General features: G+C 59.6%; 20 protein-coding genes and 1 pseudogene. 11 read left to right on the forward strand and 10 right to left on the reverse strand.

Features of this window, described 5'->3' with window-relative positions; genetic code table 11:
• Nucleotides 1-75: 75 nt before the first annotated feature.
• The 5 genes from PQR02_RS31035 to PQR02_RS31055 form a co-directional block, all read right to left on the reverse strand.
• The gene (locus PQR02_RS31035) at nucleotides 76-1,878 is read right to left on the reverse strand and encodes an acyl-CoA dehydrogenase (protein WP_408240695.1); all 1,803 of its coding nucleotides are present in this window, start codon (nucleotides 1,876-1,878) and stop codon (nucleotides 76-78) included.
• A gap of 249 nt (nucleotides 1,879-2,127) precedes the next feature.
• Nucleotides 2,128-3,129, reverse strand: a complete 1,002-nt coding sequence (locus PQR02_RS31040; RefSeq protein WP_408240698.1) for an AraC family transcriptional regulator — start codon at nucleotides 3,127-3,129, stop codon at nucleotides 2,128-2,130.
• 211 nt (nucleotides 3,130-3,340) lie between these two features.
• The gene (locus tag PQR02_RS31045; protein WP_408240701.1) at nucleotides 3,341-3,538 is read right to left on the reverse strand and encodes a hypothetical protein; all 198 of its coding nucleotides are present in this window, start codon (nucleotides 3,536-3,538) and stop codon (nucleotides 3,341-3,343) included.
• 160 nt (nucleotides 3,539-3,698) lie between these two features.
• Nucleotides 3,699-5,429, reverse strand: coding sequence for a PHA/PHB synthase family protein (locus PQR02_RS31050; protein WP_408240704.1), 1,731 nt, complete (start codon nucleotides 5,427-5,429; stop codon nucleotides 3,699-3,701).
• A 2-nt stretch (nucleotides 5,430-5,431) separates the two neighbouring features.
• Nucleotides 5,432-5,929 carry a MaoC family dehydratase gene (locus PQR02_RS31055; RefSeq protein ID WP_408240706.1) on the reverse strand — a complete coding sequence of 166 codons (498 nt, stop codon included), beginning with the start codon at nucleotides 5,927-5,929 and terminating at the stop codon, nucleotides 5,432-5,434.
• Between the two features lie 673 nt (nucleotides 5,930-6,602).
• On the opposite strand from PQR02_RS31055, the gene PQR02_RS31060 reads away from it, so the two are divergent.
• The 3 genes and pseudogenes from PQR02_RS31060 to PQR02_RS31070 form a co-directional block, all read left to right on the forward strand.
• Nucleotides 6,603-7,373, forward strand: a complete 771-nt coding sequence (locus PQR02_RS31060; protein ID WP_408240709.1) for a ParA family protein — start codon at nucleotides 6,603-6,605, stop codon at nucleotides 7,371-7,373.
• A 406-nt stretch (nucleotides 7,374-7,779) separates the two neighbouring features.
• Nucleotides 7,780-8,964, forward strand: coding sequence for a 4-hydroxybenzoate 3-monooxygenase (gene pobA / locus PQR02_RS31065; RefSeq protein WP_408240712.1), 1,185 nt, complete (start codon nucleotides 7,780-7,782; stop codon nucleotides 8,962-8,964).
• 153 nt (nucleotides 8,965-9,117) lie between these two features.
• Nucleotides 9,118-10,167 (forward strand): annotated as a pseudogene (locus PQR02_RS31070) (Nramp family divalent metal transporter); the annotation flags it as partial.
• A 229-nt stretch (nucleotides 10,168-10,396) separates the two neighbouring features.
• Here the strand turns inward: PQR02_RS31070 and PQR02_RS31075 are convergent.
• The 3 genes from PQR02_RS31075 to PQR02_RS31085 form a co-directional block, all read right to left on the reverse strand.
• A complete protein-coding gene (locus tag PQR02_RS31075) occupies nucleotides 10,397-11,203 on the reverse strand; it encodes a sulfite exporter TauE/SafE family protein (RefSeq protein ID WP_408240715.1) in 807 nt (268 codons plus the stop codon).
• Between the two features lie 80 nt (nucleotides 11,204-11,283).
• On the reverse strand, nucleotides 11,284-12,951 hold the full coding sequence (locus PQR02_RS31080; protein ID WP_408240718.1) for a bifunctional protein tyrosine phosphatase family protein/NAD(P)/FAD-dependent oxidoreductase: 1,668 nt from the start codon (nucleotides 12,949-12,951) through the stop codon (nucleotides 11,284-11,286).
• Between the two features lie 38 nt (nucleotides 12,952-12,989).
• Nucleotides 12,990-13,874: an MBL fold metallo-hydrolase gene (locus PQR02_RS31085; RefSeq protein ID WP_408240721.1), complete on the reverse strand. Its 885-nt coding sequence runs from the start codon at nucleotides 13,872-13,874 to the stop codon at nucleotides 12,990-12,992.
• Between the two features lie 239 nt (nucleotides 13,875-14,113).
• On the opposite strand from PQR02_RS31085, the gene PQR02_RS31090 reads away from it, so the two are divergent.
• Complete coding sequence (locus PQR02_RS31090; protein WP_408240777.1) at nucleotides 14,114-15,517, forward strand: sigma-54 interaction domain-containing protein; 1,404 nt, start codon at nucleotides 14,114-14,116, stop codon at nucleotides 15,515-15,517.
• Between the two features lie 296 nt (nucleotides 15,518-15,813).
• Here the strand turns inward: PQR02_RS31090 and PQR02_RS31095 are convergent, their stop codons facing one another.
• Nucleotides 15,814-16,134: a hypothetical protein gene (locus PQR02_RS31095; RefSeq protein WP_408240724.1), complete on the reverse strand. Its 321-nt coding sequence runs from the start codon at nucleotides 16,132-16,134 to the stop codon at nucleotides 15,814-15,816.
• Between the two features lie 474 nt (nucleotides 16,135-16,608).
• On the opposite strand from PQR02_RS31095, the gene PQR02_RS31100 reads away from it, so the two are divergent.
• The gene (locus PQR02_RS31100) at nucleotides 16,609-17,793 is read left to right on the forward strand and encodes a porin (RefSeq protein ID WP_408240727.1); all 1,185 of its coding nucleotides are present in this window, start codon (nucleotides 16,609-16,611) and stop codon (nucleotides 17,791-17,793) included.
• A gap of 132 nt (nucleotides 17,794-17,925) precedes the next feature.
• Here the strand turns inward: PQR02_RS31100 and PQR02_RS31105 are convergent, their stop codons facing one another.
• Complete coding sequence (locus tag PQR02_RS31105) at nucleotides 17,926-18,969, reverse strand: LacI family DNA-binding transcriptional regulator (RefSeq protein WP_408240730.1); 1,044 nt, start codon at nucleotides 18,967-18,969, stop codon at nucleotides 17,926-17,928.
• Nucleotides 18,970-19,319: 350 nt separating this feature from the next.
• Between PQR02_RS31105 and PQR02_RS31110 the strand changes: the two genes are divergently transcribed.
• From PQR02_RS31110 to chvE, 6 genes are all read left to right on the forward strand, one after another.
• Entirely contained in the window at nucleotides 19,320-20,234 is a 915-nt protein-coding gene (locus PQR02_RS31110) for a LysR family transcriptional regulator (protein ID WP_408240733.1), read from the forward strand.
• A 132-nt stretch (nucleotides 20,235-20,366) separates the two neighbouring features.
• Nucleotides 20,367-21,287 carry an intradiol ring-cleavage dioxygenase gene (locus PQR02_RS31115; RefSeq protein ID WP_408240736.1) on the forward strand — a complete coding sequence of 307 codons (921 nt, stop codon included), beginning with the start codon at nucleotides 20,367-20,369 and terminating at the stop codon, nucleotides 21,285-21,287.
• A 65-nt stretch (nucleotides 21,288-21,352) separates the two neighbouring features.
• Complete coding sequence (locus tag PQR02_RS31120) at nucleotides 21,353-22,231, forward strand: sugar phosphate isomerase/epimerase family protein (RefSeq protein ID WP_408240739.1); 879 nt, start codon at nucleotides 21,353-21,355, stop codon at nucleotides 22,229-22,231.
• 41 nt (nucleotides 22,232-22,272) lie between these two features.
• A complete protein-coding gene (iolG, locus tag PQR02_RS31125) occupies nucleotides 22,273-23,265 on the forward strand; it encodes an inositol 2-dehydrogenase (RefSeq protein ID WP_408240742.1) in 993 nt (330 codons plus the stop codon).
• A gap of 24 nt (nucleotides 23,266-23,289) precedes the next feature.
• Nucleotides 23,290-24,378, forward strand: a complete 1,089-nt coding sequence (locus PQR02_RS31130; RefSeq protein ID WP_408240745.1) for a Gfo/Idh/MocA family protein — start codon at nucleotides 23,290-23,292, stop codon at nucleotides 24,376-24,378.
• A 97-nt stretch (nucleotides 24,379-24,475) separates the two neighbouring features.
• Nucleotides 24,476-25,546 carry a multiple monosaccharide ABC transporter substrate-binding protein gene (gene chvE / locus PQR02_RS31135; RefSeq protein ID WP_408240748.1) on the forward strand — a complete coding sequence of 357 codons (1,071 nt, stop codon included), beginning with the start codon at nucleotides 24,476-24,478 and terminating at the stop codon, nucleotides 25,544-25,546.
• The last annotated feature ends 83 nt before the right edge of the window (nucleotides 25,547-25,629 follow it).

Below are 25,629 nucleotides of genomic sequence, written 5' to 3' on the forward strand. Positions count from 1 at the left end.
ATCATATTCCATCGACTCGCGCGGACCGTACTGCTCAATGAGACTTGCGTGTGTCACGATGCCCTGCCTTTTTCTTTAGAACTGGTCTTCACTCAGCGCCAACATGCCTTCGTTGTTCTTCGCGCTGACGATGGATGCCTCAAGCGCAACGGCGTTAGGCAGAACATGATCGGCAAAGAACTGAGCGGTTGCGATCTTCGAGTCGTAGAACGATTTATCTTCAGCGTGTTTCTCAGCCGCCACCAGTAGAGCACGTGCAAATTGCCAGCCCACCAGTACGATGCCAGCCAGCTTCAGGTAGGGCACCCCGCCAGCAAACACTGCGTTTGGATCGCGTTTGGCGTTTTCGAGCATGAATTCCACCGCGCTTGCCAGGGCCTGGCGGCCTGTCGTGAGCCGCTTGTGCAACGACCGGAACGCCGGGTTGGAGGAGAACGACGCACAGTCCTGGAGTTCTCCGAGCGTTCGATCGATCTGGCCGAGGATCGCCTTCGCCACTGCTCCGCCGTCGCGCAAGGTTTTGCGCCCGATCAGATCGTTCGCCTGAATCGCCGTGGTGCCTTCATAGATGGTCAGGATACGCGCGTCGCGATAGTACTGCGCAGCGCCCGTTTCTTCGATGAAGCCCATACCGCCGTGGACCTGCACGCCGAGGCTCGCCACTTCGATCGAGATTTCCGTGCTCCAGCCCTTCACAATCGGCACGAGATATTCGTAGATGGCCTGATGTTCCGCCTGCACGGCCGGGTCCGTATAGCGATGCGCGATGTCGCTATGGGTGGCCGCAACGTAAGCGAGCGCACGCGCGCCCTCGGTTAGCGCCCGCATGGTCGCCAACATGCGCCGAACGTCCGGGTGCTCGATGATCTTTACCGAGTGCTTGGCCGATCCATCGACCGGCCGGCTCTGCACGCGATCCTTCGCGTAGGCGACTGCCTTCTGATACGCGCGTTCAGCAACGGCGATACCCTGCACACCCACACCGAAGCGGGCCGCGTTCATCATGATGAACATGTATTCGAGGCCGCGATTTTCCTCGCCGATCAGATGGCCGATTGCGCCGCCATGATCGCCGAACTGCAGCACCGCGGTCGGGCTCGCCTTGATGCCGAGCTTGTGTTCGATCGACACGCATTGGACGTCGTTGCGCTCGCCCAACGAGCCGTCTTCGTTGACGAGAAACTTCGGCACGGCAAAGAGCGAGATGCCCTTGACGCCCTCTGGCGCATCGGGTGTACGGGCCAGCACGAGATGGACGATGTTTTTCGCCATGTCGTGTTCGCCCCAGGTGATAAAAATCTTTGTGCCGGACACGCGATACGTTCCGTCGCCCTGGGGTTCGGCGCGCGTGCGTACCAATGCCAGATCCGAGCCGGCTTGGGGTTCGGTCAGGTTCATCGTTCCGGTCCACTCGCCCGAGATCAGCTTCGGCACCCAAGCCTGCTTCTGCGCTTCAGTGCCGGCCGTCAGGAGCGCCTCGATCGCGCCGTCCGTCAACAGCGGGCAGAGGGCGAGCGACAGGTTGGCGGCGTTCAGCATCTCGATGCACGGGGTCGCCAGCAGTTTAGGCAAGCCCTGGCCACCATATTCGACCGGATGCACGACACCTTGCCAGCCCCCTTCGGCGAACTGGCGGAAGGCTTCCTTGAAGCCCGGCGTGGCGAAAACCTCGCCGTCGCGCCAGATACTCGGATTTTTGTCGCCTTCGAAATTCAACGGCGCAATTACGTCGGCGCTAAGCTTCGCCGCTTCGTCGAGCACGGCTTGTGCCGTGTCGGCAGTCGCGTCCTCGAAGCCTGCGAGTGCCGACACGCGATCGAGATCGGCAAGTTCGTTGATGACAAACAGCATGTCCTTGACGGGCGCCAGGTAGCTCATGATGGATTTCCAGAGATGCAATCGAAGAAGGGCCGCGGGCAGGAGAGACTCGATGGGCCGGCGCGGTAACAGTTGAACGGATCTTAGTCCCGTATGGACGCGAATCGACTACCCGAATCGGCCCATCTATTGACAAAATTGGCCATGACTTGCGAGTGAGACGAGTCGCCCCATGCGTATTGACCCCCACGCATGGGGTCAGCGGGCCCGCTCGCCGTTCAACGCTTCACCCGCCGGGCGGCGGCGCGCTCAGGGTTGCCGGCGATATTCACCCGGCGTGCTGCCGGTCCAGTGCCGGAAGGCCCGATGAAACGCAGTGGGGTCGTCGAACCCGACATCGCCCGCGATCGCGGCAATCGGGTCCCGCGTACCGGTGAGACGTTGAATCGCGATATCACGCCGCAGCTCGTCCTTCAGCGTCTGAAATGCGGTCTCCTCGGCGGCGAGGCGCCGGCACAAGGTGCGCACCGAGCAGTGAAGACTGCGCGCGGCGTCTTCCACGGTCGGCACGTCCGGCAGACAGGATGCGAGGTACTGCCTGATGCGGTGGCTCGTGAGCTGCTCGCTGAAGGAAACGAAAATCCAGTCCTCAGGCGCCCGGTCGAGAAATTTGCGCAAATTTGTCTTGCGCTGGCGGACGGGCATGTCGAAATACGCGGCGCTGAAGCGCATCAGCGTTTTTTTGCAGTCGAAACGGACAGGTCCGGGGAACAGATACAGGTGATCCACCGTATGCGGCGGACAGGAGAACGCGAACTCGACTTGCAGCAGCGCAATCTTCTGACCGATCAGCCACGAAGCCACGCCGTGTGCGAGCTTTAGCATGAGCTGTTGCCCAAGCATGCTGACTGTCGACGATGGATCAGGGTGAAGGGCAATGCACGCGATCAAGCCCTCTCTACGCGATTCGAACCTGAAGTCATCGAGGACAATGTGAAAGAACTGCCCGAACCGATGCATGGCAATTTCCAGGTTGGGCGCATCGAGCAGGCTCAGGCAAAGAAACTTCAGTGTGCCGCTTCGCATCGGACGGGCGAAGATGCCAGGCATTTCATCGTCGAACTCAATGGCGAGGGCACGGTATAAAGTCGAAAACTGTTCTTCCGTGACGCGCGCGCCCGGTTCGGTCAGCAGCGCAGGTGAGATGCTGGCTTCGTCCAGATACTTGACGATCAGACCTGGCCGCGCACCGGCGGCAGCAAGGAAACCGTTGAGCAGTGAGATCGGGACGGTGGCGCTGGGCGGATGCATGAGCGTTGACGAGGCTGGTTGACGTCAGTTCACCATGGGCGGCGGCTCGGGCAATGGACTGCGGGGAACCGCGCGACGGGGTGCCCGCCGTGGCCGCCAAGTATCGCCACGCGCCTCTTTGGCATGGATTCCATCGTGACCCCGTGCACTACTATCGGTCACGTGCGTCATTGTACGGCACAGTTCAGACTCGGCAACAGGCTATATGTACCTACAGGTCAAAGTCAGTGGAGATCGGGAGAGCCGCGTGGGTATGCCAGTCCATCCAGTCGAAATGTCGCGAACCGTCGGCCCAGGCCCAGTTTGTTTTTGGCTTGCGTTTTTCCGAGGATTCGGCGTGCCGCGCGCTTCTTTCGTGCTCGATTTTTCCTGCGGGGCGGATGCCGTTCGTGGTTGTGGTCACGTTCACGTCGTCCGGCTCCAGACTAGACGGAATTGATTTGGAGTTCATAGTAATAAGCGACAGGGATGAGTAAGCTCGATGGAGCGTTGGCGCCAGTGTCACGCCGCAAGGCGTGACACTGACGTCGCCCGTGTGTGGGCTGTTTGATTCGGGTCCGAAACGGGAACTATGCCGCGCGCACTTTCACGTAGCGTCCGGGCGCTGGTTCAACCGGCTTGTGAATGGTGCTTCCCGGCTTCTTGCGCGCATTGACCGGTTCTCCAGCGTACGGCTTGAGCCACTCGATCCAATGGTTCCACCAACTGCCCGGCCGTGTTTCGGCCGACGCCAGCCACGCGTCCGGATCGCCGGTCGAATCACCGCTGGCCTTGAAGCTTCGCTTGTTCTTCGACGCAGGATTGACGACCCCAGCTATGTGGCCACTTGCGCCGAGAACGAACTGAGTCGGACCGCCAACCAGTTGAGTGGACCGGTAAGCCGATCGCCATGGCACGATATGGTCTTCCTCGGTCGCCAGCACATAGGCAGGGGTGTCGATGCGTCCCAGGTCGACTGGCGTGTCGCACACCGTCAACCGCCCCGGTTTGCACAGGTTGTTCTCCAGATACATATTGCGCAAATACCAGGTGTACATAGGCCCCGGCAAATTCGTGCTGTCGGCATTCCAGTACAGCAGATCGAATGCCGGGGGCGACTTGCCCTTCAGATAGTTGTCGATGACGTAAGGCCAGATCAGATCGTTTGCTCGCAACGTCTGGAAGGTGAACCCCAGTTCCTTGCCGGAGTAGATGCCACCTCGGCCGATTGCGGCCTCTCGCTGAGCGACGCCCGCTTCGTCAATGAAGACGCCCAGCTCGCCGGGTTCTTCGAAATCCAGCATCGTGGTGAGCAACGTGATGCTGGCCAGCTTGTCGTCGCCGCGAGCCCGGGAGATTGCCGTGGCCGACGACAAAATGGTGCCGCCCACACACCAGCCCACTGCATTGACACGGTCGGCGCGGGTGATCGCCAGCGCGACGTCGATGGCTGCCAGCGCGCCTTGTTCGACGTAGTCGTCCCACGTCGTATTGGCCATCGCGACATCGGCGTTGCGCCACGACACCATGAATACCGTCATTCCCTGTTCGCAGGCAAAGCGCACAAAGGAATTCTCGGGCTGCAGATCGAGAATGTAGTACTTGTTGATACAGGGCGGCACGATCAACAATGGGCGCTTGGCGACCTTGTCGGTGAGCGGCGCATACTGGATCAACTGGAATAGATCGTTCTCGAACACGACCGCGCCCTGGGATGCCGCCACGTTGCGCCCGACCTCGTAGGCGGCCTCGTCTGTGATCGAGATGTTGCCGCGCTGCAGATCGCCAAGCAGATTGGTGAAGCCGTCACGCAAGCTGTCGCCGCTCGATTCGAACACAAGCCTGAGCGCCTCGGGATTGGTCGCGACGAAATTGGCCGGGCTGAGCGAGTCGATCAACTGCCTCGCGAAGAATTCGAGCTTCCGTTTATCCTTTTCGCTCAGGATAACTGCATCGATGACGTCTTCAAGCAAGCGCGCGTTGAGCAGGTAGTTCTGCTTGAGCAGGCAGTACCAGGCGTTCTTGCGCCAGTCTTCCGCAAGGAAGCGACGGTCGCTGCGCTTCGGGGCGATCACGAGCTCGGTTTCCGCGCCCATTGTGCTGGCCAGCGTGCGGGTCCAGACCGACGCCAGCTGTGGCCAGTACGCCGAGTACGCGTCGAACAGTGCCAGAGTGTCGACTGATGCTTCCGGCGGCTGCGCTTTCGTGTGCGTGTGGTCCAGAGGATCGCCATTCGTGTCCTGGCACACCAGGGCGCGCCAGAGCGGCTGCCCGGACTTGAGGAAGCCCTGTATATATTCTGTAGGTACGTTTAACGGCATGATTACAACACCTCGCCTGATTCACTCACGCTGACTGGCTGCTGGGCGCTGGCCGCGCGTTCAGCCAGACGACGCGCACTGGACGTGACCATGACGACTGCTTCGCCTTCGATCACCACTTTTCCTCCAACCGTACAGATGGTAGACATCACGACGCGGCATTTTTCCAGCTGCAGTTCTTTCACAGCAACCGTCGCATGCACAGTATCGCCGGGCCGGACCGGTGCCTTGAAACGCAGGTTCTGTCCGAGATATACGGTACCCGGCCCGGGCAGATGCCCGGCGAGAGCCGCAGAAATCACACTTGCGGACAGCATCCCGTGCGCAATGCGCCCCTTGAACGGGGTGGTCCGCGCGAATTCCTCATTGACGTGGACTGCGTTGTTATCGCCGGATGCGGCCGCGAAGGACATGATGTCTGCGTCCGTAATGGTTTTTGCAAAGGTGGCGCTTACGCCCGCTTCCAGGTCTTCAATATCGTAACCGCCGATTTCGTTCATCTGTCGCTCAACTAGTTATTACCGAATGAATGGACTGTCTGTTTCCGAAGCGCTACCGCACCGCGGGGTCAATTTCACGGCGAGCCCGCAAAATGCCGCAAAGTGAATTGCTGCCGTGGCGCCAGGTTGCTGGGACGTGCATGTCTCGATAGGCACCGTATGACTCATGATGCAATTTCCGACATGCAATCGAAAAGGCGCGCGGGCAGTGCAGACTTGATGATCCGGCGCGCTAACAGTTGAGCCGATCTTAGTCCCGCTTGGACGCGAATCGACTATCTGAATCGGCCCATCTATTGACAAAATCGGCCACGACTTGCGAATGAGACGAGTTGCCGATGGGTGTTTACCCGTTGCACAGGGCTGCGGTCCAGCTTGTCGCTCAAGGCGTCGCCCGGTAGGTGGGCGCGCTCAGGGTTGCCCACGCTACTTGCCATGTGCCTTTGTTCAGAAGGGAAGGAATCCGATTTATGCGCAGCTCCGGCTGACGCATGAGCACTGCTATAAAGCAGTGCAATACATGGCTCATAAAATGCACGCTGATCTCCGGTTGGTCCTTGCTCGCGTGCTCAACGACGACTGCCCACCCCGGAAAATAGCCGCTCACATCTATCCGGTCCGCTGACTCAGGTATGCTGGAGCATTCGAGATTGCTTCCGTTCAAGGGGAGAACATGCGGCGCGTCGTATTCAATCAGAAAGGTGGTGTCGGCAAATCGACCATCGTCTGCAACCTGGCGGCCATCAGCGCGAGCGAAGGTCTGCGCACTCTGGTGATCGACCTGGATGCCCAGGCGAATTCAACTCAATACCTGCTCGGCCCGCAGGCCAGCGAGGTCCATCCTACCGTCGCCGGTTTCTTTGAAACCGCGCTGACGTTCAGCTTCAGGCCCGTAGGAGTCACGTCGTTCATTCATCCGACGCCGTTTGAGAACCTGGACGTGATGCCCGCTCATGCCGATCTAGACGCGTTGCACGGCAAACTGGAATCCCGCTACAAGATCTATAAGTTGCGTGACGCGCTCAACGAACTCGATATGTATGACGCGATTTATATCGACACGCCGCCGGCGTTGAACTTCTACACGCGCTCTGCGCTAATTGCCGTCGAGCGTTGTCTGATTCCGTTCGACTGCGATGACTTTTCCCGTCGCGCGCTTTACACGTTGCTCGAAAACGTGAAGGAGATCCAGCAGGATCACAACGTGGCGCTGGAGGTGGAGGGGATTGTCATCAATCAGTTTCAGCCTCGTGCGAGCCTGCCTCAAAAGCTGGTTGACGAACTCGTCAGTGAGGGCTTGCCGGTGCTGGCTTCGCGGCTGTCTTCGTCCGTGAAGATCCGCGAATCGCATCAGCAGGCGACCCCCGTCATTCACCTCGATCCGGGACACAAACTTTCGCAGGAGTATCGGGCCTTGCATCGCGAACTGGCCGGAGCGATCTGAGCGGATGCCGACCGTCGTCTGCCGGCGCTTCATGCCCGCAAGGATGAATTCATCGGACTGCTACGCCGCATAGCCGCTCTCTAAACTCGCCGAGCTCGCGTTGGCGGGCATCGTCCGCGACGTCGCCCGCCGGCGGTCCTCCCATCAAGCGGGCGTTCGCCCGTACGACGCCCGCTGCTGCCGAAAATCGCGCCCCCGCGCCACGGGACGCCGGTTCCACCCGATGGCGGATGAATGACCCTCCCCATCCCGCCCCCGACCGGTTCAGGACTTTTCAAAAGTCACAAATTAACGCCGCTTCCTCTCTTCCCTCCCGGTCCGCCGTGATCAAGAATGAGGGCATCAGAAACCGGAACCTCGATTGCATCGCATTCGAACGAGGCGGTGAAGAACCTGGAGGCACGCAATGAAAACCCGAGTCGCTGTTATCGGCGCAGGCCCTTCCGGCCTGCTGCTTGGCCAGCTTCTGACGCAGGCGGGAATCGACAACGTCATTCTCGAACGGCAAACGCCCGACTACGTTCTGGGGCGTATCCGGGCCGGCGTGCTCGAACAGGGCACGGTCGATCTGCTGCACGAAGCCGGGGTGGGCGCCCGCATGGATCAGGATGGCGTCGTGCACGAGGGCATCGAACTCGCCTTCGCGGGCCGTCGCGTACGCCTCGACCTGAAGGCCTTGACGGGCGGCAAGACCGTCACCGTCTACGGCCAGACCGAAGTCACGCGAGACCTCATGGAAGCGCGCGCGCAGTCGCATGCCCCGAGCATTTATCACGTAACTGATGTCCAGATTCACGACATTACCGGCGACTCCCCGTACCTGACCTACGAGAGCAACGGTGTGCGTCAGACGCTGCACTGCGATTACGCGGCGGGCTGCGACGGCTTTCATGGCGTCTCGCGGCAGACGATCCCGGGCGAGGTCCTGCGCGTCTACGAGCGCATCTATCCGTTCGGCTGGCTCGGCCTGCTGTCCGATACTCCGCCGGTCCACCACGAACTGATCTACGCGCATCATCCGAACGGCTTTTCGCTGTGCAGCCAGCGCTCGCCCACCCGTAGCCGCTACTACCTGCAGGTGCCCTTGACCGAAAAGGCCGAAGATTGGTCCGACGAACGATTCTGGAACGAACTCAAAAACCGCCTGCCCGATCATCTCGGCGATCAGCTCGTCACCGGGCCTTCGCTCGAAAAGAGCATCGCGCCGCTGCGCAGCTTCGTCGCCGAGCCGATGCAGTATGGACGCCTGTTCCTGGTCGGCGATGCCGCGCACATCGTGCCGCCCACGGGAGCCAAAGGTCTCAATCTTGCCGCGAGCGACGTGAACACGCTGTATCGAATCCTGCTCAAGGCCTACCGCGAACAGCGCACAGATCTGCTGGCGCGCTATTCGGATATCGCGTTGCACCGGGTCTGGAAGGCTGTCCGCTTTTCGTGGTCGATGACTTCGCTGCTGCACGAGTTTCCCGACAGCGACGCGTTCAGCCGCAAGATTCAGGAAGTCGAGCGGGACTATCTGACGAGCTCTCGAGCCGGCATGACGACGATTGCGGAAAACTACGTCGGGTTGCCCTACGAAGCCATCGAATGATGCAATCCCGCGCCGGCATCAACATTCGCCGACCCGCCTCGACGATTTCCGCGGCAGTTCGGAATGGACAGCTATTCCGCTGATCATTAGATGGTCCGGATGGCGGGACTTGCGCGGCCGTCCCGGTTGTGACTTTCTCAGCGCGGTGCGACCGGGTGGGCGCAGAACCGGAATCTCGCCGAAACATGTCGCGAGCATTTGCCGATGCCATTGGTCTATGCAATGTGGGGCATCAGCGAGATTGCCGCGATGGCAACGGATGTCGCGGAATTCCTGGGCGGGGCGATAGGTTTGTCCCTCCTGTTTCATCTACCGTTGCTCGGTGGCATGGTGGTAACGGGGGTAGTCACTTACGCGATTTTACTGGCTGAAAAGCAGGGGTTCCGTCCCATCGAGTTGATCATCGGAGGGCTCGTGGCGGCAATCGCAATGTGCTACCTCGTCGAACTCTTTATGGTTCATGTGGCGTGGACTGCAGCGGCTCGCGGAACCTTCGTGCCGACGCTGCATTCAAGCTCGGCTTTGACGGTCGCGGCGTGGATTCTCGGCGCTACGGTCATGCCACATGCCATTTATTTGCACTCCGGCCTGACACAGAGCCGCGCATCTGCCCGGACCGTGGAGGGGCGGCAGAAGCTGGTGCGCTTCTCCAATCGGGAAGTGATTATTGCCCTCACGCTCGCAGGTCTCGTCAATATGGCGATGGTCGTGATGGCGTCCGCTGCATTTCACAAGGGGCACTCTGACATTGTCGAAATTGAAACCGCTTACCATACGCTGAGCCCCTTGCTCGGCGCCGGTGCTGCGGCAGTTTTCCTCGTTTCACTGCTTGCGGCTGGCGTTTCCAGTTCGGTCGTGGGAACGATGGCGGGACAAATGATCATGCAGGGCTTTATCGGTTTTCGCATTCCGGTGTGGCTGCGTCGCATGGTGACGATGGTGCCGGCGTTTGTGGTAATCGCGTCGGGCGTGAATGCCACTGATGCGCTTGTATATAGCCAGGTCGTGTTGAGCTTCGCCCTTCCCGCGCCGATGATTGCTCTGGTGATCTTTACCCGCAGGCGCGACATCATGGGTGCGTTTGCAAACGGTCGCCTGGTGAATGCCGCCGCAATTCTCGGGACTGCAGTCATTCTCGTGCTCGACGCCATTCCGATTCTGCAAACCTTTGGTGTGAACATCCTAGGGTTGCGTGCTGCCTGAGCGGCTATGTCAATCGGAACACCAGGCTATGCAAAGTACCCGCGGCCATGTGGCAATGCTCGTTGTTGCACCGGAGGCGGAGTCCATGGGTTCTCGTGCCCCGAACTCGATAAAGCGCCCGGGTTGGCTGCCTCAACATTAGTGCGGATCCCGAACGACTTTCAGTCGATGGGGCAACGGATAACAAAATTCCGTGTTGTAGCCCGAGCCAGCGGAGCAACCCCGTTGTTCACCCGTTAAGCATGGCTTTTGCCACCATCCCCAACGAAACGCAGACCAGCACGCCGGCGAATCCGATCTGTATATGCCGGGCAGACAGACGACGCGATGCGCCGCGCCCGACGATCATCCCAAGCACTGTCGTGAGGCTGAACAAAAGCGTGAGCATGATCGGGGGCGACGCGCCGGCTTCCATCGCGGAGACGACCCCGCCGCTGCCGACCAGGGCGACGACCATCAGCGAGGTGGCCACGACTCCGTGCATCGAGACATTCGTGAGCTTGCGCAATATCGGCACGATGACGAATCCGCCGCCCACACCCAACAAACCAGTCATCAAACCCGTCAATGCGCCGGTCCCTGCAAGCGCAGCGCCGGTTGCCCAGGTCCATGCGAGGCGCCCCGTGCATGGATCGACACGGCCCACACAAATTGGCGACATCGTTTGCTCCGAGGTCTTCTGGCCGGTTGCCTGGGTGAGGAGACGAAGCGCAACGAGCAGCATGACCCCCGCAAACAGCTCGATCAGCAATCGCTGCGGCAGCTTGTGGGCGAGGCTTGCGCCGAGCGAGGTCACCGGCACGCCGGCGACCGCCATGAGCAGTGCAGCGCGATACCGCACGAGGCCGCGGCGGAAGGCTTCAACCGCGCCGATCGCCGCACTGCCGGCAACAGCGATGAGCGCGACGGGCGACGCCTGCTGTATTGGCCAGCCCATCCCCACGACGAGAGCGGGAACCGCAAGAATGCCGCCGCCGGCACCGGTCAGTCCGAGGACAGCCCCCACAAGGGCGCCAAGTATCAGTGAAGTCAGCATGAGTGTTCGACAAGAGGAATGGGCCGCGAAACCGGCTGGCGCTGGCGCAATGCGGCATGACAGGGATGTTTTCGCAAGGCTCAGCCGACGATTTCCGGCTTCGCCAGCCACTCACGGCCCTTGAGCATCGCGCGCCAGTAGAGCGGAGGCAGCAGGCGCTCCTTCAGTAGCCAGGCCAGTCGCGAAGGGCGCTTACCGTTGATCAGCCAGGCCGGGAATGAAGGTGCGACCTTGCCCCCATACAGGAACTCCGCGAGCACGATCTTGCCGCGCGCCACCGTGAGCGGGCACGATCCGTAGCCGTTGTAAGCGGCTTGCCCGCGCGCCATGCCGAGACTCGCGAGCACGTTGTGGGCGACGACGGGGGCCTGCTTGCGAGCAGCCGCTGCCGTTTTTGCATTCGGCGCATTGATCACATCGCCTAGCGCGAAGACGTCGCCGAACTTCTTGTGGCGTAACGTGTTCTGATCGACATCGACCCAGCCGCTTTGATCGGCCAGTGGGCTCACGCGGATGAAGTCGGGCGCCTTTTGCGGCGGCACGACGTGGATCATCTCGAAGTCATGGGCGACCGACTCGACCGTGCCATCCGGAAGCACACGGCAAAATGTGGCTACTTTACCGGGACCATCGATCGCAGTGAGGTTGTAATTGAAATTGAGTCCGATGCCATACCGCTCGACATACTCCATCAACGCCGGAACATAGTCGGCAACGCCGAACAGCACGGCGCCCGCGTTGAACATCTGAACCTGGATGTCTTGCAGCCGGCCTGATCGCTCCCAGTAGTCCGACGACAGGTACATCGCCTTTTGCGGCGCGCCAGCGCATTTGATCGGCATCGGGGGCTGCGTGAAGATGGCCCGGCCACGCTTCATCTCCCGTACGAGTTGCCACGTGTACGGTGCGAGATCGTAGCGATAGTTGGACGTCACGCCGTTGCGCCCGAGCGTTTCCGCAAGACCGGCTATCGCTTCCCAATCGAGCTTGAGCCCAGGGCACACGATCAGTTTTCGATAACGGATGGCACGGCAGCCTTCAAGGATCACAGCGTGATTGTCGGGTTCGAAAGCGGCGACGCCTGCCTTGATCCAGTGAACCTTTTGCGGCAAGACGGCCGCCATCGCGCGCGCCGTCGTCTCCGGTCTGAATATCCCCCCACCCACCATCGTCCAGCCGGGCTGATAGTAATGCGTATCCGCGGGGTCGATGATCGCAATGTCGAGTCGCGCGTCGCGCGCGAGGAGACTGGAGGCCACGGCAATGCCTGCGGCACCGGCGCCAACGATCACGATGTCATGACTTGCCGTCGCGACCTGTACCGGCTGCACGCCGCCATTGGCAACGCGGTGAGTGAGCGCGCCCAGGTCGTATCCGGCCGTTTTCGCGGCATCGAGAATTTCCGGGAGCGGTTTCGACGATGCCTCGCAAAGCCCCCATAACGTTGCCGCACGCATACCCGTGCGGCAATAGGCAAGCACGGGCGTCTCGAGTTTTCGCATGAGGTCGCCGAATTGCATCGCGTCGTGGTCGCCGACCTTTCCCGATTCGACTGGCAGATAACAGGCCACGATACCCTGCGCGCGAGCGGCTGCCTCGATTTCGGCGAAGGTCGGCTGGTCGGATCCTTCCCCGTTGGGTCGATTGCAAATGATTGCGCGATACCCCGCCGCACGAATCGCGGCCACATCGCTCACTGCAATTTGCGGCGATACGGACAGGTTGTCCGTGAGCCTTCTGAATTCCATGTTTTTCTCCAGTAGTCCTGATATCCCGATGCGACGACTCAAACGGCGTTCAGCGGAATCTTGATGTACGAGATGCCGTTTTCCTCGGCTTCGGGCAACTGCCCGGCTCGCATGTTGACCTGCACCGATGGAAGGATCAGCTGAGGCATATCGAGCCTGGCATCGCGCGCGGTGCGCATGGCGACGAACCTCGATTCGCGCGTTCCTTCGCGAACATGGATGTTGCGCTCGCGCTGCGCGGCGACCGGGCTGATGAATTGCACTTCGCGGCCGCCGGGCTGGTAGTCGTGGCACATATAGAGCTTCGTTTCAGGGGGCAGGCTCAGCACCTTGCTGATCGAACGAAAGAGCGCCTTTGCGTCGCCGCCGGGAAAGTCGCAGCGCGCGGTACCGTAGTCGGGCATGAACAGCGTGTCGCCCACAAAGGCCGCCATCTCCAGGCCGTCGCTTATCACATAGGTCATGCATGCGGGCGTGTGGCCCGGCGTATGCATCGCGCGACCCTTCAGTCTGCCGATTTCGAACTCATCGCCGTCGGCGAGCAGCCGGTCGAATTGCTTGCCATCGTGTTTGAAATCGAGCCCGGCGTTGAAGAGCTTGCCGAAGACCTCCTGCACGCGGATCACCTGCGCGCCGATTGCGATCTGGCCGCCGATTTTTTTCTTCAGATAGGGCGCGGCCGAAAGATGATCGGCATGCACGTGTGTCTCGAGCAGCCAGCGCACGTTCACGCCCAGTTCGTGAACGCGCGCAACGAGCTTGTCGGCGCTTTCCGTGCAGGTGCGCCCGGACTTCGGATCGAAGTCCAGCACGCTGTCGATCAACGCGCACTCGCGCGTGTCGGTATCCAGTAGCAAATAGCTGATGGTGGAAGTCTTCGGATCGAAAAAGCCCTCGATAACCATTGAGCTTGCAGTATTCATTGTCGGCTCCTTGATGCAGATCAAACGGGTCGGGCCTCTTATGCAAACCCTGTGCCATTTGCCGCTGCCCTTGCCGACGGCTTGCAAGTAACTGATTCAAAAGATATTTCGCGGCCTCGCCGGACGTGGCTGACGGCGAATCGCGCGGTTTGGCTGCTGACACTGCCAGAATTGGCAGTGCCGTGGCAGAGTTGGCAGAGGCACGCTATAGTGGAAGCCCCTTCCGAATGCTGTCACGCATGAAATCGCACCTCCCCAACAGCGGTCTGGACTCGTTACCAGCGGCCTCTGCTGACGAACCGGCGCCAGACGTCGACTCTCTCGTCTCTTACCTTGAGCACGACCCTCATCCCATGATCGTGCTCGACCCGCAATACCGGATTCTTGCGGCCAATACCGCGTACCAGCGTCAATTCGGTGTCGCCGGCGAACCGCATATCGGTCACAAGTGCTATCAGGTCTCACACCACTACGATGTTCCCTGCGATCAGGCCGGCGAGCACTGTCCGATGAGACGCGCGCTGGAGCTGGGTGCGCCGGATCGCGTGCTTCACATTCACCACACGCCGCGCGGCCCCGAGCACGTCGATGTCGAACTGCGTCCGATCTTTGGCGCCCCGCGTAAAGTCATTGCTTACGTCGAGCGGCTGGTGACGGTTCGCAGTGCGTCGGCCAAACCGAGCGCAGAGGGGCTCGTCGGCCAATCAGCCGCCTTCAATGAAGCGATCTCCGCGCTACAGCGCGTGGCGCCGTCAAAGTTGCCGGTGCTACTGCTAGGCGAATCCGGCACCGGCAAGGAACTCTTTGCAAGTGCGCTACACGAGGCGAGCCCGCGCGTGCAGAGCCCGTTTGTGGTCGTCGATTGCTCCGGCATCGCGGAGTCGTTGTTCGAGAGCGAGTTTTTCGGCTACGAGAGAGGCGCCTTTACGGGCGCCATGACGCGAAAGCCTGGGCTTGTAGAGACCGCGCAAGGCGGAACGCTTTTTCTGGATGAAATCGGTGACGTTCCGTTGTCGATGCAGGTGAAGCTGCTGCGCCTCATAGAGACGGGCACCTTTCGACGTGTGGGCGGCACTGAGACATTGCATTCCGACTTCCGTCTCGTTGCGGCCACGCATAAGCATTTGCTCGAAATGACGCGTGACGGGCGATTCCGGCAGGACCTGTATTACAGGATCAGTGCGTTTCCAATCGGGCTGCCGCCACTGCGCGAGCGGCGTGGCGACATTGTGCTTCTCGTCGATTCGATTCTCCAGCGCATCGGCAACGCAGGCGATGCAGGCGGCCGCGGGCCGGGCCACAAGCTGACGGCCAGTCGCGAGGCACTTGCAAAACTCGAAGCTTATCCATGGCCCGGCAATATTCGCGAATTGCGCAACGTGCTCGAACGCGCCTGTCTTCTCTCCGATGGCGGTGTGATTCGACCCGAGCATTTGCCGGAAAACATCGTGGAAGGCACTACGGAACGTTCAGGTATGGTCGAGCGTTCCACGTCGACGCATTCATCGCACACGGTGTCGGACGATGAACTGGTGAACTTCGTGAACGCGTTTTCCGGCACGCGCAAAGCACTCGCATCGCATCTCGGATGGAGCGAGCGGACGCTCTACCGTCGCCTGAAAGAACTTGGTCTAAGTTCTTGAATCTCACGTCGAGAAAGATGGGCGCCGCCTCAACGCACGGGCTGTCACGGCGACTGGCGAGCGGATCTCGCCACGGGTTTTGAACACCCTGAAGGCGAGTGACGCGAGGGGGGCGCAGACGCGACCGCGTTCCTGCGCCACGCGCGCATGCCGGTTCCGCAGATTGGCGACGACATCAGGCTCCAGCTGCCCACACGTGCGGGTCGGCCCTCACCGCCAAACCGAATGTACGGGACAGCGATGAGCTTGGCGATGTCCTGGCTAGAGCCCGCTGGCGAATCGGACAATGTAACGCGTCACGGCGCCACCGCAGGCGCATTGGTCGGCTTTTGCCCCGCCGCTTTTTGTTGAGCGTTCTGCAAGTTCTCGGGATAGTTGATCTGGTTCCCGGCCGGGTTATACCCGTTCTTCTCAAGCTGATTAAGCTCAGCGTTCTTCTTTGCTTGCCGCGCCTTGCAATCGGCCTTCTTCTGCGCCTTCAACTCCTGCTTCGACACGGAACTATCCGGAACAGTCGCATCGCTACTCGCAGCGTATGCGTCAAGTACCGGCGTAGCAATAAGGCCAAAAGTCACAGTGGCCGAAACAGCGAGTAAATAGAGATGCTTGGACTTCATACGTTTCTCCCGATCAATGCTTTGGCAAAACGAAGCTGCTGATAGGCCGTCCAGGAGACACCGGAGCCGTAACCTGTGACTGCCGAAATAGGGGGTACTGCGCGAGCGAGACAAAAGCATAACTCCGAAAGGCATGGTCCGAAGCGCTTGAGACGCATTTTCCCTATTGCCGCGAAAGAGATTCCCCCTTTGTCTCTTTGTTTGAGGGAACGGGGAATATACACTCCGGCAAAACTACACCAGAGCGGATTAGGAGACGCACCTCACGGAAGCTACCGCTTTCCTCTGCGCGTTTGCCATCGACGTCTGTTTACCTCATGCATTGCCGCATCCCGGACGAGTTTAGTCTGCGCTCGAACGTTTGCCGGCATAAGCCTGTGAGAACAAGCCGGAATCGTCCATTCGCGATTTTTTGAGAGACGCAGTCGAGCGTTAGATCGCATGCAGAGGATAACTACATAAATGGAGATGAAAATGAAAAAGCTTATATTCGGGTTGTTTGCGGTTAGCGCGGCGGCAACGGCCACTGCTCAAAGCAGTGTCACCTTATACGGTATCGTCGACAACGGCATCCTTTACGAGACCAACCAGCCAAAAGGCAATGTTTTTGCCGCGCAAAGTGGTGGTTGGGCGCAGTCAAGATTCGGTCTGAAAGGCGCTGAGGACCTCGGCGGAGGTACTCAGGCCATTTTTCAGCTGGAGTCTCGTTTGAATACCCAGAACGGCAGTTTCGCGAACGGCAGTTTCTTTGAGGGACAGGCGACTGTCGGTCTTCACAACGATACCTGGGGGCAAATCAAGTTCGGCAATATGGGCTCAGCTGAGATAAGCCAATACTCGGGCGATGTCGACCCCCAGCAGACGAAGCGGTATTCGATCGGGACACTTGTACGAGGACGCATCTTCTCTCAAGCGGCGAATGGCGTTGAGTATCTTTCGCCGACGATTGCCGGGTTCACGCTGCAAGGTCAGTATGATTTGACGAACTCGTCTACGTGGAACGCCGGCGACCCCGGGAGCGCGCCAGGCCAGCTGGGAACTTCAAACGGACTGGGAAGCGCACAAGGTCGTTCCGATGGCATCAAATTGTCTTACGCAAATCGAGGGCTGTTCTGGCAAGCGACGTATGACGAGATTCGCGACCCTAATGGCCAATTCAGCAACGTCTATCTGACATCCCGTTCGATTCTCACGGGGTTGACCTACACGTTCGGGCCCGTGACTGCGTATCTTGGCTACCAGCACCTCAGCGCCCCCGATGCATCTAATGCTGGATACTTCGGCACGACCACGCCGACAGCATTGCCTGCGGGAACGAGTCTTCCCACGAACGTCAACCATGAATGGATTGGCGCGATATGGCAGACCACCCCTGCGCTTGCTATCACTGGAGCGGTTTACCATGCCAACGCAAACAACGGCAATGGAAACGCAACGCTGTACACGCTAGGTGCAAACTATTCACTCTCGAAGCGGACACTCCTGTACACCGAACTGGCCTATCTGCGAAACAGTTCAACTTCTAATTTAGGCCTGGATAGCGGCTTGTACGGAGCGAATCTCAACAACGACCCAATCAACGGAAGTGCTTCCAGCACTAATCCCAACTTCGGCAAGAGCCAGTTTGGGGTCATGGCAGGTCTGGCTACAAGGTTTTGAGGGGGCATGGGAGTTTAGGAGGAGATGTGATTCTCCTGGGCTTCCAGCGACCTCGAACTCCTGGCGGTGCCCCATAACGCTCTAGCGAACAGTTGCCGCCTCGCATCCTCAACTACGCTCGGCGATAGTGGCCTACCCGCGAAATCGACTGGCTATGTGGTCAGTAATATTTTCAGGCGTGACGACCACAACCGACGAAGACTGCGAGACGGCCGACGCCGGTAGAAGCTTGTGATAATGCATGATGTGCTGGCACGCTGACCGCATGTCTTGCCGGAGGTCATGATGCAAGACTGCTTGAATCTTTCCAGCACGTAGAAGCTGCACATTGTCCCTGTCCAGGTCATGACCGATGAAGCAGACCGGAACTTGTTGCTGTGCTTGCAGCGCGCGAAGAATCGAGACATTACCTCCGCCCATCGAGTACACGGCGGCGATGGGAGGATCGTCGTCGAGAACGCTGCGGACTCTTTCTTCAGTTGGCAAATCAAGCCCATGTCCGCCGCTTGCATCGATCAGTTTGAGTTGGGGGTAACGCTTGCGCAACGCTCGACGAAAGCTGATCTCGCGTTCTTCCTCCCCCCGAAATTGCTCGTCGCTCATCGTTATCAGCACATTAGCCGGCTGTGGTCCCAGCAATAGGCCCAGAAGGTAAGCGGCCGTGGCGCCAGCGACGCGATTGTCGAGCCCCGCGTAGGCGATGCGGCCTGACAGCGGTATGTCGGTGAAGATCGTGACGACAGGAATTCCATGACGCTGGAGTTCGCCGACCACCTCAGCAATCTCGGGAACGTCGCGGGCCTTCAGGAAAACCCCGTGGCTGCCTCTTCGGGCGATGGACCGGAGAGCCTCCACGACCTCGGGCGTAGTCATCGTCTCCCGCAACAGGAAGCGCGGACGAACGACCGCCGGGTGCATGAACGCGAGTTCCGCTTCGAGCGCATCCTTTATCTCGTCGCTGAACCGCGCCGGTGCTTCCACTACCACATCGACGATGAGCTTCCGCCCTGTGTTTGCCAGGTTCAGCTCCTGTTTCTCCAACTCCTTTATCGCTTGCTCAACCCGCTTGCGAGTGTGCTCCCGGACGTTTGCACGTCCGTTCAGCACCCTATCGACAGTTGCCACTCCAAGCGCTGCCTGAAGCGCGATTTCCTTGATCAAGAAGCGGTGAGCCAATCCGACCCTCCCTGATTGATAGATTTTTGATGTGTTTCTGAGGCGGAGATATCTGCTTCGAGAGCCATCCTACATCCAAAATGAGACGCGCGGATGGGCTGCCAACTAGAAAACCATTCGGGTCAACCAAATCCAAGACGAGTTTGCAAGTTTCCCTTGCGAAGCAGGCGGGGCTCCATGACCGCGACAAAACGCCAAACTGATAGATTGTTGATGTGTTTATATCATTCAAAGATAGATTTGCCGGACTATGATGATGTCAACGCGACGAAAAACGACTCAGCGAATTCGCGCATGCTCCCGTATCCCGCCCGGATGCGGGCGGAGACAAGGCGTAATGGTGCAAGGGCATGGACCAGTTCAAGGAACTACAGCTGTTCGTCGAGGTGGCCGAGACGGGCAGCATCAGCCGAGCGGCGGAAGCTACCGAGCTTTCCATCTCGGCGGCGAGTCGGTATTTGATTTCGTTGGAGGCGAGGCTCGGAATCCACCTGGTGCGGAGGACGACCCGCAACCTTTACCTGACTGAGGCCGGCGCCGAATTTCACCGGCGCTGCAAATCTATCCTCGCTGATCTTGGCGAAGCAGAGGCTGTAGTCAAGGAAGCAGTTGTCCGTCCAAGCGGCGTGCTTCGCGTTACAGGTTCCTTGTCGTTCTGCATGCTGCACATCGCGCCGATGCTTCCTGATTTCACGGCACGTTACCCCGACATCACGGTGGACGTGGTGGCTGCCAACCGTTACTGCGACATTATCGAGAACGGTATCGACGTCGCGATTCGTACGAAGGTCCTCGAGCCAGACAGCAACATTACGATTAGAAGACTGGCGTCAACGCGCCGGATTCTGGCTGCTTCGCCAGGCTACCTCGAGGCGAACGGCTGTCCTCGATTCCCAGCAGAGCTTGCGAAACACAGGCTGCTGAACTATCAACTTGCCGACAATCCACGCGAGCTCTCATTCACACGAGGGGGCGAGAACGTTGTTGTCAGAGTAAAACCATTGGTCGAGTCGAATGACGGCCAGATATTGCGCGTCGCCGCGCTCGACAACATGGGCATCCTCGTCCAGCCCAAGTACATCATCTACGACGACGTCAAGGCCGGCCGCCTCGTTCCGGTGCTCGACGACTGGGACCTTCCCCGGCTGACCATGAACATCGCGTTTCAGACCCGCTCGCATCTTCCGGTGAAAGTACGGTTGTTCATTGATGCGCTTGTGGAACGGTTCCAGCAGAACGACTACGAACGGCATTGGACGGCGTGAGCTCTGCGCTCACCGCAGTTGAGGCTTCTTCCCACTCAGCGCGAATGACTTTCCCTTTCTAGCTCTGTTTTGCCAGTCACAGCGAATATAGACTCGTCTCAAAGCTGCAGAAAAGATTGATGGAGACATTCGATGCAAAGCGCAACCTCTACAGTTCAGTCCATGTCGCCGTACTTCGATGAAGCTCGCTCGGACGAAGTCGTCAATGCACGCATGAGCGAAGCCGCCGACGCTCGTCTGCGCCAGGTGATGTCGGTCCTGGTCAAGCATCTTCATGCCGCGGTCAAGGAAATCGAACCGACGCATGAAGAGTGGTTCACCGCCATCCGCTTCCTGACCGAGACGGGGCAAATGTGCACGGACTGGCGGCAAGAGTACATCCTGCTCTCGGATATCCTCGGCGTCTCGATGCTGGTTGATGCAATCAACCATCGTCGCCCGAGCGGTGCTACGCCGAACACGATTCTGGGGCCCTTCTACATCGCCAACGCACCCGCCTATCCGAACGGCGCGAACATCTGCCTGGATGGAAAGGGCGAGCCCATGGTTGTCGAAGGTCGGGTAACCGATATCAAGGGACACCCGATTCCGAACGCGAAGCTCGAAGTGTGGCAGACCAACGACGACGGCTTCTATGATGTGCAGCAGAAAGGCATTCAGCCCGACTCGAATCTGCGCGGCGTCTTTACATCGGATGCCGAAGGCCGCTACTGGTTCAAGTCCGTCAAGCCGCGTCACTATCCGATCCCCTCCGACGGCCCGGTCGGAAAGCTGTTGGGCGCAATGGGCCGACACCCGAACCGGGCGGCTCACCTGCACTTCATCGTGACCGCGCCTGGCTTCGACCCGGTCATCACTCACATTTTCACGCCCGACTGTCCCTATCTTGCCGAAGACGCGGTGTTCGGCGTCAAGCGTGAACTCATCGCCGAATTCAACAAGATTGAAGACCCGCAAGCTGGCCACCGCGTCGGGTTCTCGTCGCCGTTCTGGACTGTTTCCTGGGACTTCACTCTCGCGACGTCCAGCGAGCCCGCCCAGGCAATCCCGTAATCGTTCGGCACGCAGAGTGTGCCGTCAAAAAGCCGATGACATTGAGTGACACAGGAGTACTACATATGACCGCGAAGAAAGAACTGCTGGCTGCATACTGGACCCTCGCTGGCGACGTTTATCCGTGTGCACCGAACGAAATCAGTCCGTTCCCGTTGCGCGACCGCTGCGAAGCGGCTTCGCGTGCAGGCTGGAGCGGCATCGGCCTCATTCTCGACGACCTCGAGTACAGCATCGGGAAGTACGGGGTGTCCGGCATCAAGAAGATTCTGGACGACACCGGCATGAAGTACTTCGAGCTCGAAATCCTCATGGACTGGTACTTCGACGGAGAGGCGCGCGTCAAGTCGGACGAGTGCCGTCACCGCTTCATCGAACTGGGCGGCGAACTGGGCATGCGCAATCTGAAAATCGGCGCGAACCCCTTCGACAAAAATCCAGCCGACTTCGCGCGCATGACCGACGAATTCGCGAAACTTTGCGAAGACGTAGCGACGGTCGGCGCGACGGTTGCAATCGAGTTCATGCCTTTTTCTCCGATCCGCAACATTGCAGAAGCGCTGAAGGTTGCTGGAGGCGCCAACCAGCCCAACGGTGGTTTGATGGTCGACCACTGGCACGTAGCGCGCGGCGGCAGCCCATATAGCGAGGTCGCGCGAATCCCGGCGCGTTTCATCAAGGGAGTGGAGATGGACGACGTTGGTGCGCAGGTCAAGGGGTCGCTGTTTGACGACTCGACCTTCAACCGGCAGCTTTGCGGCGAAGGTGCAGGCGACTGCCCGGCCTTTGTCGAAGCCTTGGAGCAAGCCGGCTGCGCGCTGCCGTACTACGGCGTGGAACTCATCTCGGAGGTGCACCGAAAATTTCCGCTCGACGAGATGGCAAAGCGCGCTTTTGATTCCACCATCGCGCAGTTCTCGGCAAAAGACACGACTGCCGCCTGAAGCTCTTGACCTCAATCAACAAACTATTCCTGGAGACTCACATGATTCGAATCGCCGTACTCGGTGCTGGTCGCATTGGTCGCATTCACGCTGGCAACGTCGCCGCGAGCCCCAATGCACAACTGGTCGTGGTGGCAGACCCGATTGAAAGCGCAGCCACGTCGTTGGCGACCCGTTTGGGCTGCGAAGCCTCGACGGACGCCGCGGCGGTTCTCGAGCGAAAGGACATCGACGCGGTCGTCATCGGCACGCCCACGGACACGCACATCACGTTCATGCTCGAGGCCGTCAAACACGGCAAGGCTGTGCTGTGCGAGAAGCCCATCGACCTGGACATGGACAAGTCGCTTGCCGCAGCGAACCAGGTCGAGCGCCTGGGTGGTCGCGTCATGCTCGCGTTCAATCGACGTTTCGACCCGACCTCGCAAGCGTTCCGCAAGGCGATTGACGCAGGCGACGTTGGCGAAGTGCGTCAGGTCATCATTTCGAGCCGGGACCCGGGCATGCCTCCCCGTGACTATGTCGAGCACTCGGGCGGCATCTTTCGCGACATGGTTATCCACGACCTGGACATGGCCCGCTGGCTGCTCGGCGAAGAGCCGGTCGAGGTGATGGCCATGGCCAGCCGTCTCGTCGACGAGTCGCTTGAGAAGCTGACCGACTTCGATACGGTGATGGTGCAGTTGCGGACCGCTTCGGGCAAGCAATGCCATATCAACTGCTGTCGCGAAGCCGTGTACGGCTACGACCAGCGCATGGAAGTGTCGGGTTCGAAGGGAATGCTGCTGCAAGAAAATCTTCGTCCATCGACGATTCGGCGCTGGTCCAAGGAAGCGACCGACGTCCGCGAGCCGCTGCTCAACTTCTTCCTCGAGCGCTACGAGGCTGCGTACAAGGCCGAACTCGAAGCCTTCGTCGACGCACTGAACGCGAACTCGCCTTTGCCGACCTCGGTGCAGGATGGGTTGAAGGCGCTGCGCCTTGCGGACTGCGCGCTCGAGTCCGCTTTGTCGGGCAAAGCCGTCAAGGTGTAACTGGAAATCCGGAGGAGATAAGTCATGACGCGAAAAATCGGTCCCAACGAAACGCTCGGCGTAGCATGTCTTGGAATCACTCATCCCCATACGTCCGGGCGGGTCAAGGCAATCCAGCGTCGCACCGACGCAAAGATGCTCGGCGCGTGGGATGCAAGCCCGCTGCTCACGCCGTTCGTCGACGCGCTCGGTCTCGAGGCGCGCTCGAAGGAAGACATCCTGGCGGACGAGAATGTTCATGTCGTGCTCGTCCACTCCAAGAGCGAGAAGATGGCCGATCTGACCATTGAGGCGCTCGAGGCGGGCAAGGCGGTGTTGTGCGAGAAGCCTGCCGGCCGCAGTTCGGTCGACGCCAGGCGCATCGTCGAGGCTGTGGAGCGTACCGGCGGGCTCGTGCAAGTCGGCTATTGCTGGCGCTTTGCTCCTTCGGTCGACGCCATGCAAGCCGCTCTCAAGAGCGGTCGTCTCGGGAAAGTCATTCAGGTGCGAGCTCACGGTGGCTGCTCACACGACGAGGCGGGCACGCCGCACATGACGCAGCCGGGCGATATCGGCGGGGCGGTGTTCGTTATCGGCTGCCACCTGATCGACCGCATTCTTCTGCATTTCGGCTTGCCGCGCTCCGTGAATGCCCGAATCACGAAGTTCCCGAATTTTCACGGTGACGAATCGCGTGAAGACGCGGCGGGCGCGGTGCTGAACTACGAAGACAAGATTGTCACCGTCGACTTCATGTCGTGGGACGTCCTGCCGTGGACCGAGAGCTGGGACATCACCGCCTACGGGACGGAAGGCATCATGTCTTCCCGTTCGCTGCCCGCGAGCTACAAGATCTATGACGCGGGCAAAGGCGGCCATCCGGAGGGCTGGACCGAGTGGCAAGAGACCAGCTTCCCGGAAATCTGGGCGACGAAAAAGACCGAGTATTCGCCCGATATCGCTGAAATCGGCAACCCGGTGTACTTCGACCGGGAGTCGAACGCGTTCTTCAACGCGTTGCGCAACGGCACGCAGTCGGTTGTGCCCGCCACGCAGGCATACAACATTAGCCGCGTCATCGAGGCTATGTTCGCTTCTTCCAAGGAAGCCGGTGCAGAGGTCGTTATCGGTTAAGAGCTTGAACGGCTGACGCCTTGGGGCGTCGGCCAAAGATTCCGTACGTTATAAAGCCGGAATCACAAATACGCATTCCTAAATAGGAGACGAAATCATGAAGATTCTGAAGAGTGTCGCGGTCGTCCTGGCTGCTTCGGCAGCTTTCTCGGCAATGTCTGGTGCTGCTTTCGCCCAGGATAAGGGCGTTGTTGGAATTTCATTGCCCGACAAGACCGAATCCCGGTGGATTACCGACGGCAAGAGCATGGTCGACGCACTGAAGGCAAAAGGCTACTCGGCCGACCTGCAGTATGCGAACTACGACGTACCGACGCAGGTGAACCAGGTCGAGAACATGCTTGCGAAGGGTGTCAAGGCACTGGTCATCGCACCTATCGACGGCAAGACGTTTTCTGACGCCATGGCGCTCGCCCACAAGAAAGGCATCAAGGTCATCTCATACGACCGCCTGATTAGCCAGACCAAGGATGTCGACTACTACGCCACCTTCGACAACTACGGCGTCGGCGTTCTTCAAGGACAGAGCATCGTCAGCGCGTGGCAGAAAGCCGGCAGCAAGACCCCGTTCAACATCGAAGTGTTCGGTGGTTCCTCGGACGATAACAACGCCCATATGGTCTACGCGGGCGGCATGTCGGTTCTCAAGCCGTACATCGACAGCGGCAAGTTCGTGGTTAGGAGCAAACAGGTTGCCTTCGAGAAAGTCGCGACGCGCAACTGGGACGGCGCTACGGCTCAGGCCCGGATGGACAACTTGCTGAGCGCTTTCTACGGCAAGGACCGCCTCGACGCGGTCTGGACGCCCAATGACGCGATTGCAATTGGCGTTGTCTCGTCTCTGAAGGGTGTCGGCTACGGTTCGGCCCAGCAAGTCATGCCAGTGGTCACGGGGCAGGACGCAGACATCCAGAACGTCAAGAGCATTGTTCGGGGCGACCAGACCTCGACCGTGTTCAAGGACACTCGCAAGCTCGCCAGCGTGACAGCCGAAATGGTTGATAACGCGCTGAGCGGCAAGCAGGTTCCCATCAACGACACGAAGAGTTACAACAACGGAGCGAAGATTGTTCCGACCTATCTCGTGAAGCCTATCCTCGTCGACAAGGCTAACTACCAGTCGGAACTGGTGTCTAGCGGCTACTACACGCAGGCCCAACTCAAGTAAAGCATCTGAACGTCAGCGATGCGGGGCCTCCAGCGGCCTCCGCTTCTCGCAGGTACGCCCCCGAGCGTGACCAAACAGAGGAA

Origin of the sequence: Paraburkholderia sediminicola (assembly GCF_046026895.1) — a bacterium.
Lineage (GTDB): Bacteria > Pseudomonadota > Gammaproteobacteria > Burkholderiales > Burkholderiaceae > Paraburkholderia > Paraburkholderia sediminicola_C.

What these genes read in the sequence shown, in the direction of transcription:
- PQR02_RS31115 (WP_408240736.1), top strand. Translation starts at nt 20,367, where the DNA reads ATGCAAAGCGCAACCTCTACAGTTCAGTCCATGTCGCCGTACTTCGAT.
- PQR02_RS31035 (WP_408240695.1), bottom strand. Translation starts at nt 1,878, where the DNA reads ATGAGCTACCTGGCGCCCGTCAAGGACATGCTGTTTGTCATCAACGAA.
- iolG (WP_408240742.1), top strand. Translation starts at nt 22,273, where the DNA reads ATGATTCGAATCGCCGTACTCGGTGCTGGTCGCATTGGTCGCATTCAC.
- PQR02_RS31130 (WP_408240745.1), top strand. Translation starts at nt 23,290, where the DNA reads ATGACGCGAAAAATCGGTCCCAACGAAACGCTCGGCGTAGCATGTCTT.
- PQR02_RS31055 (WP_408240706.1), bottom strand. Translation starts at nt 5,929, where the DNA reads ATGAACGAAATCGGCGGTTACGATATTGAAGACCTGGAAGCGGGCGTA.
- PQR02_RS31060 (WP_408240709.1), top strand. Translation starts at nt 6,603, where the DNA reads ATGCGGCGCGTCGTATTCAATCAGAAAGGTGGTGTCGGCAAATCGACC.
- PQR02_RS31040 (WP_408240698.1), bottom strand. Translation starts at nt 3,129, where the DNA reads ATGCATCCGCCCAGCGCCACCGTCCCGATCTCACTGCTCAACGGTTTC.
- chvE (WP_408240748.1), top strand. Translation starts at nt 24,476, where the DNA reads ATGAAGATTCTGAAGAGTGTCGCGGTCGTCCTGGCTGCTTCGGCAGCT.
- PQR02_RS31050 (WP_408240704.1), bottom strand. Translation starts at nt 5,429, where the DNA reads ATGCCGTTAAACGTACCTACAGAATATATACAGGGCTTCCTCAAGTCC.
- PQR02_RS31080 (WP_408240718.1), bottom strand. Translation starts at nt 12,951, where the DNA reads ATGGAATTCAGAAGGCTCACGGACAACCTGTCCGTATCGCCGCAAATT.
- PQR02_RS31085 (WP_408240721.1), bottom strand. Translation starts at nt 13,874, where the DNA reads ATGAATACTGCAAGCTCAATGGTTATCGAGGGCTTTTTCGATCCGAAG.
- PQR02_RS31075 (WP_408240715.1), bottom strand. Translation starts at nt 11,203, where the DNA reads ATGCTGACTTCACTGATACTTGGCGCCCTTGTGGGGGCTGTCCTCGGA.
- PQR02_RS31090 (WP_408240777.1), top strand. Translation starts at nt 14,114, where the DNA reads ATGAAATCGCACCTCCCCAACAGCGGTCTGGACTCGTTACCAGCGGCC.
- PQR02_RS31120 (WP_408240739.1), top strand. Translation starts at nt 21,353, where the DNA reads ATGACCGCGAAGAAAGAACTGCTGGCTGCATACTGGACCCTCGCTGGC.
- pobA (WP_408240712.1), top strand. Translation starts at nt 7,780, where the DNA reads ATGAAAACCCGAGTCGCTGTTATCGGCGCAGGCCCTTCCGGCCTGCTG.
- PQR02_RS31110 (WP_408240733.1), top strand. Translation starts at nt 19,320, where the DNA reads ATGGACCAGTTCAAGGAACTACAGCTGTTCGTCGAGGTGGCCGAGACG.
- PQR02_RS31095 (WP_408240724.1), bottom strand. Translation starts at nt 16,134, where the DNA reads ATGAAGTCCAAGCATCTCTATTTACTCGCTGTTTCGGCCACTGTGACT.
- PQR02_RS31100 (WP_408240727.1), top strand. Translation starts at nt 16,609, where the DNA reads ATGAAAAAGCTTATATTCGGGTTGTTTGCGGTTAGCGCGGCGGCAACG.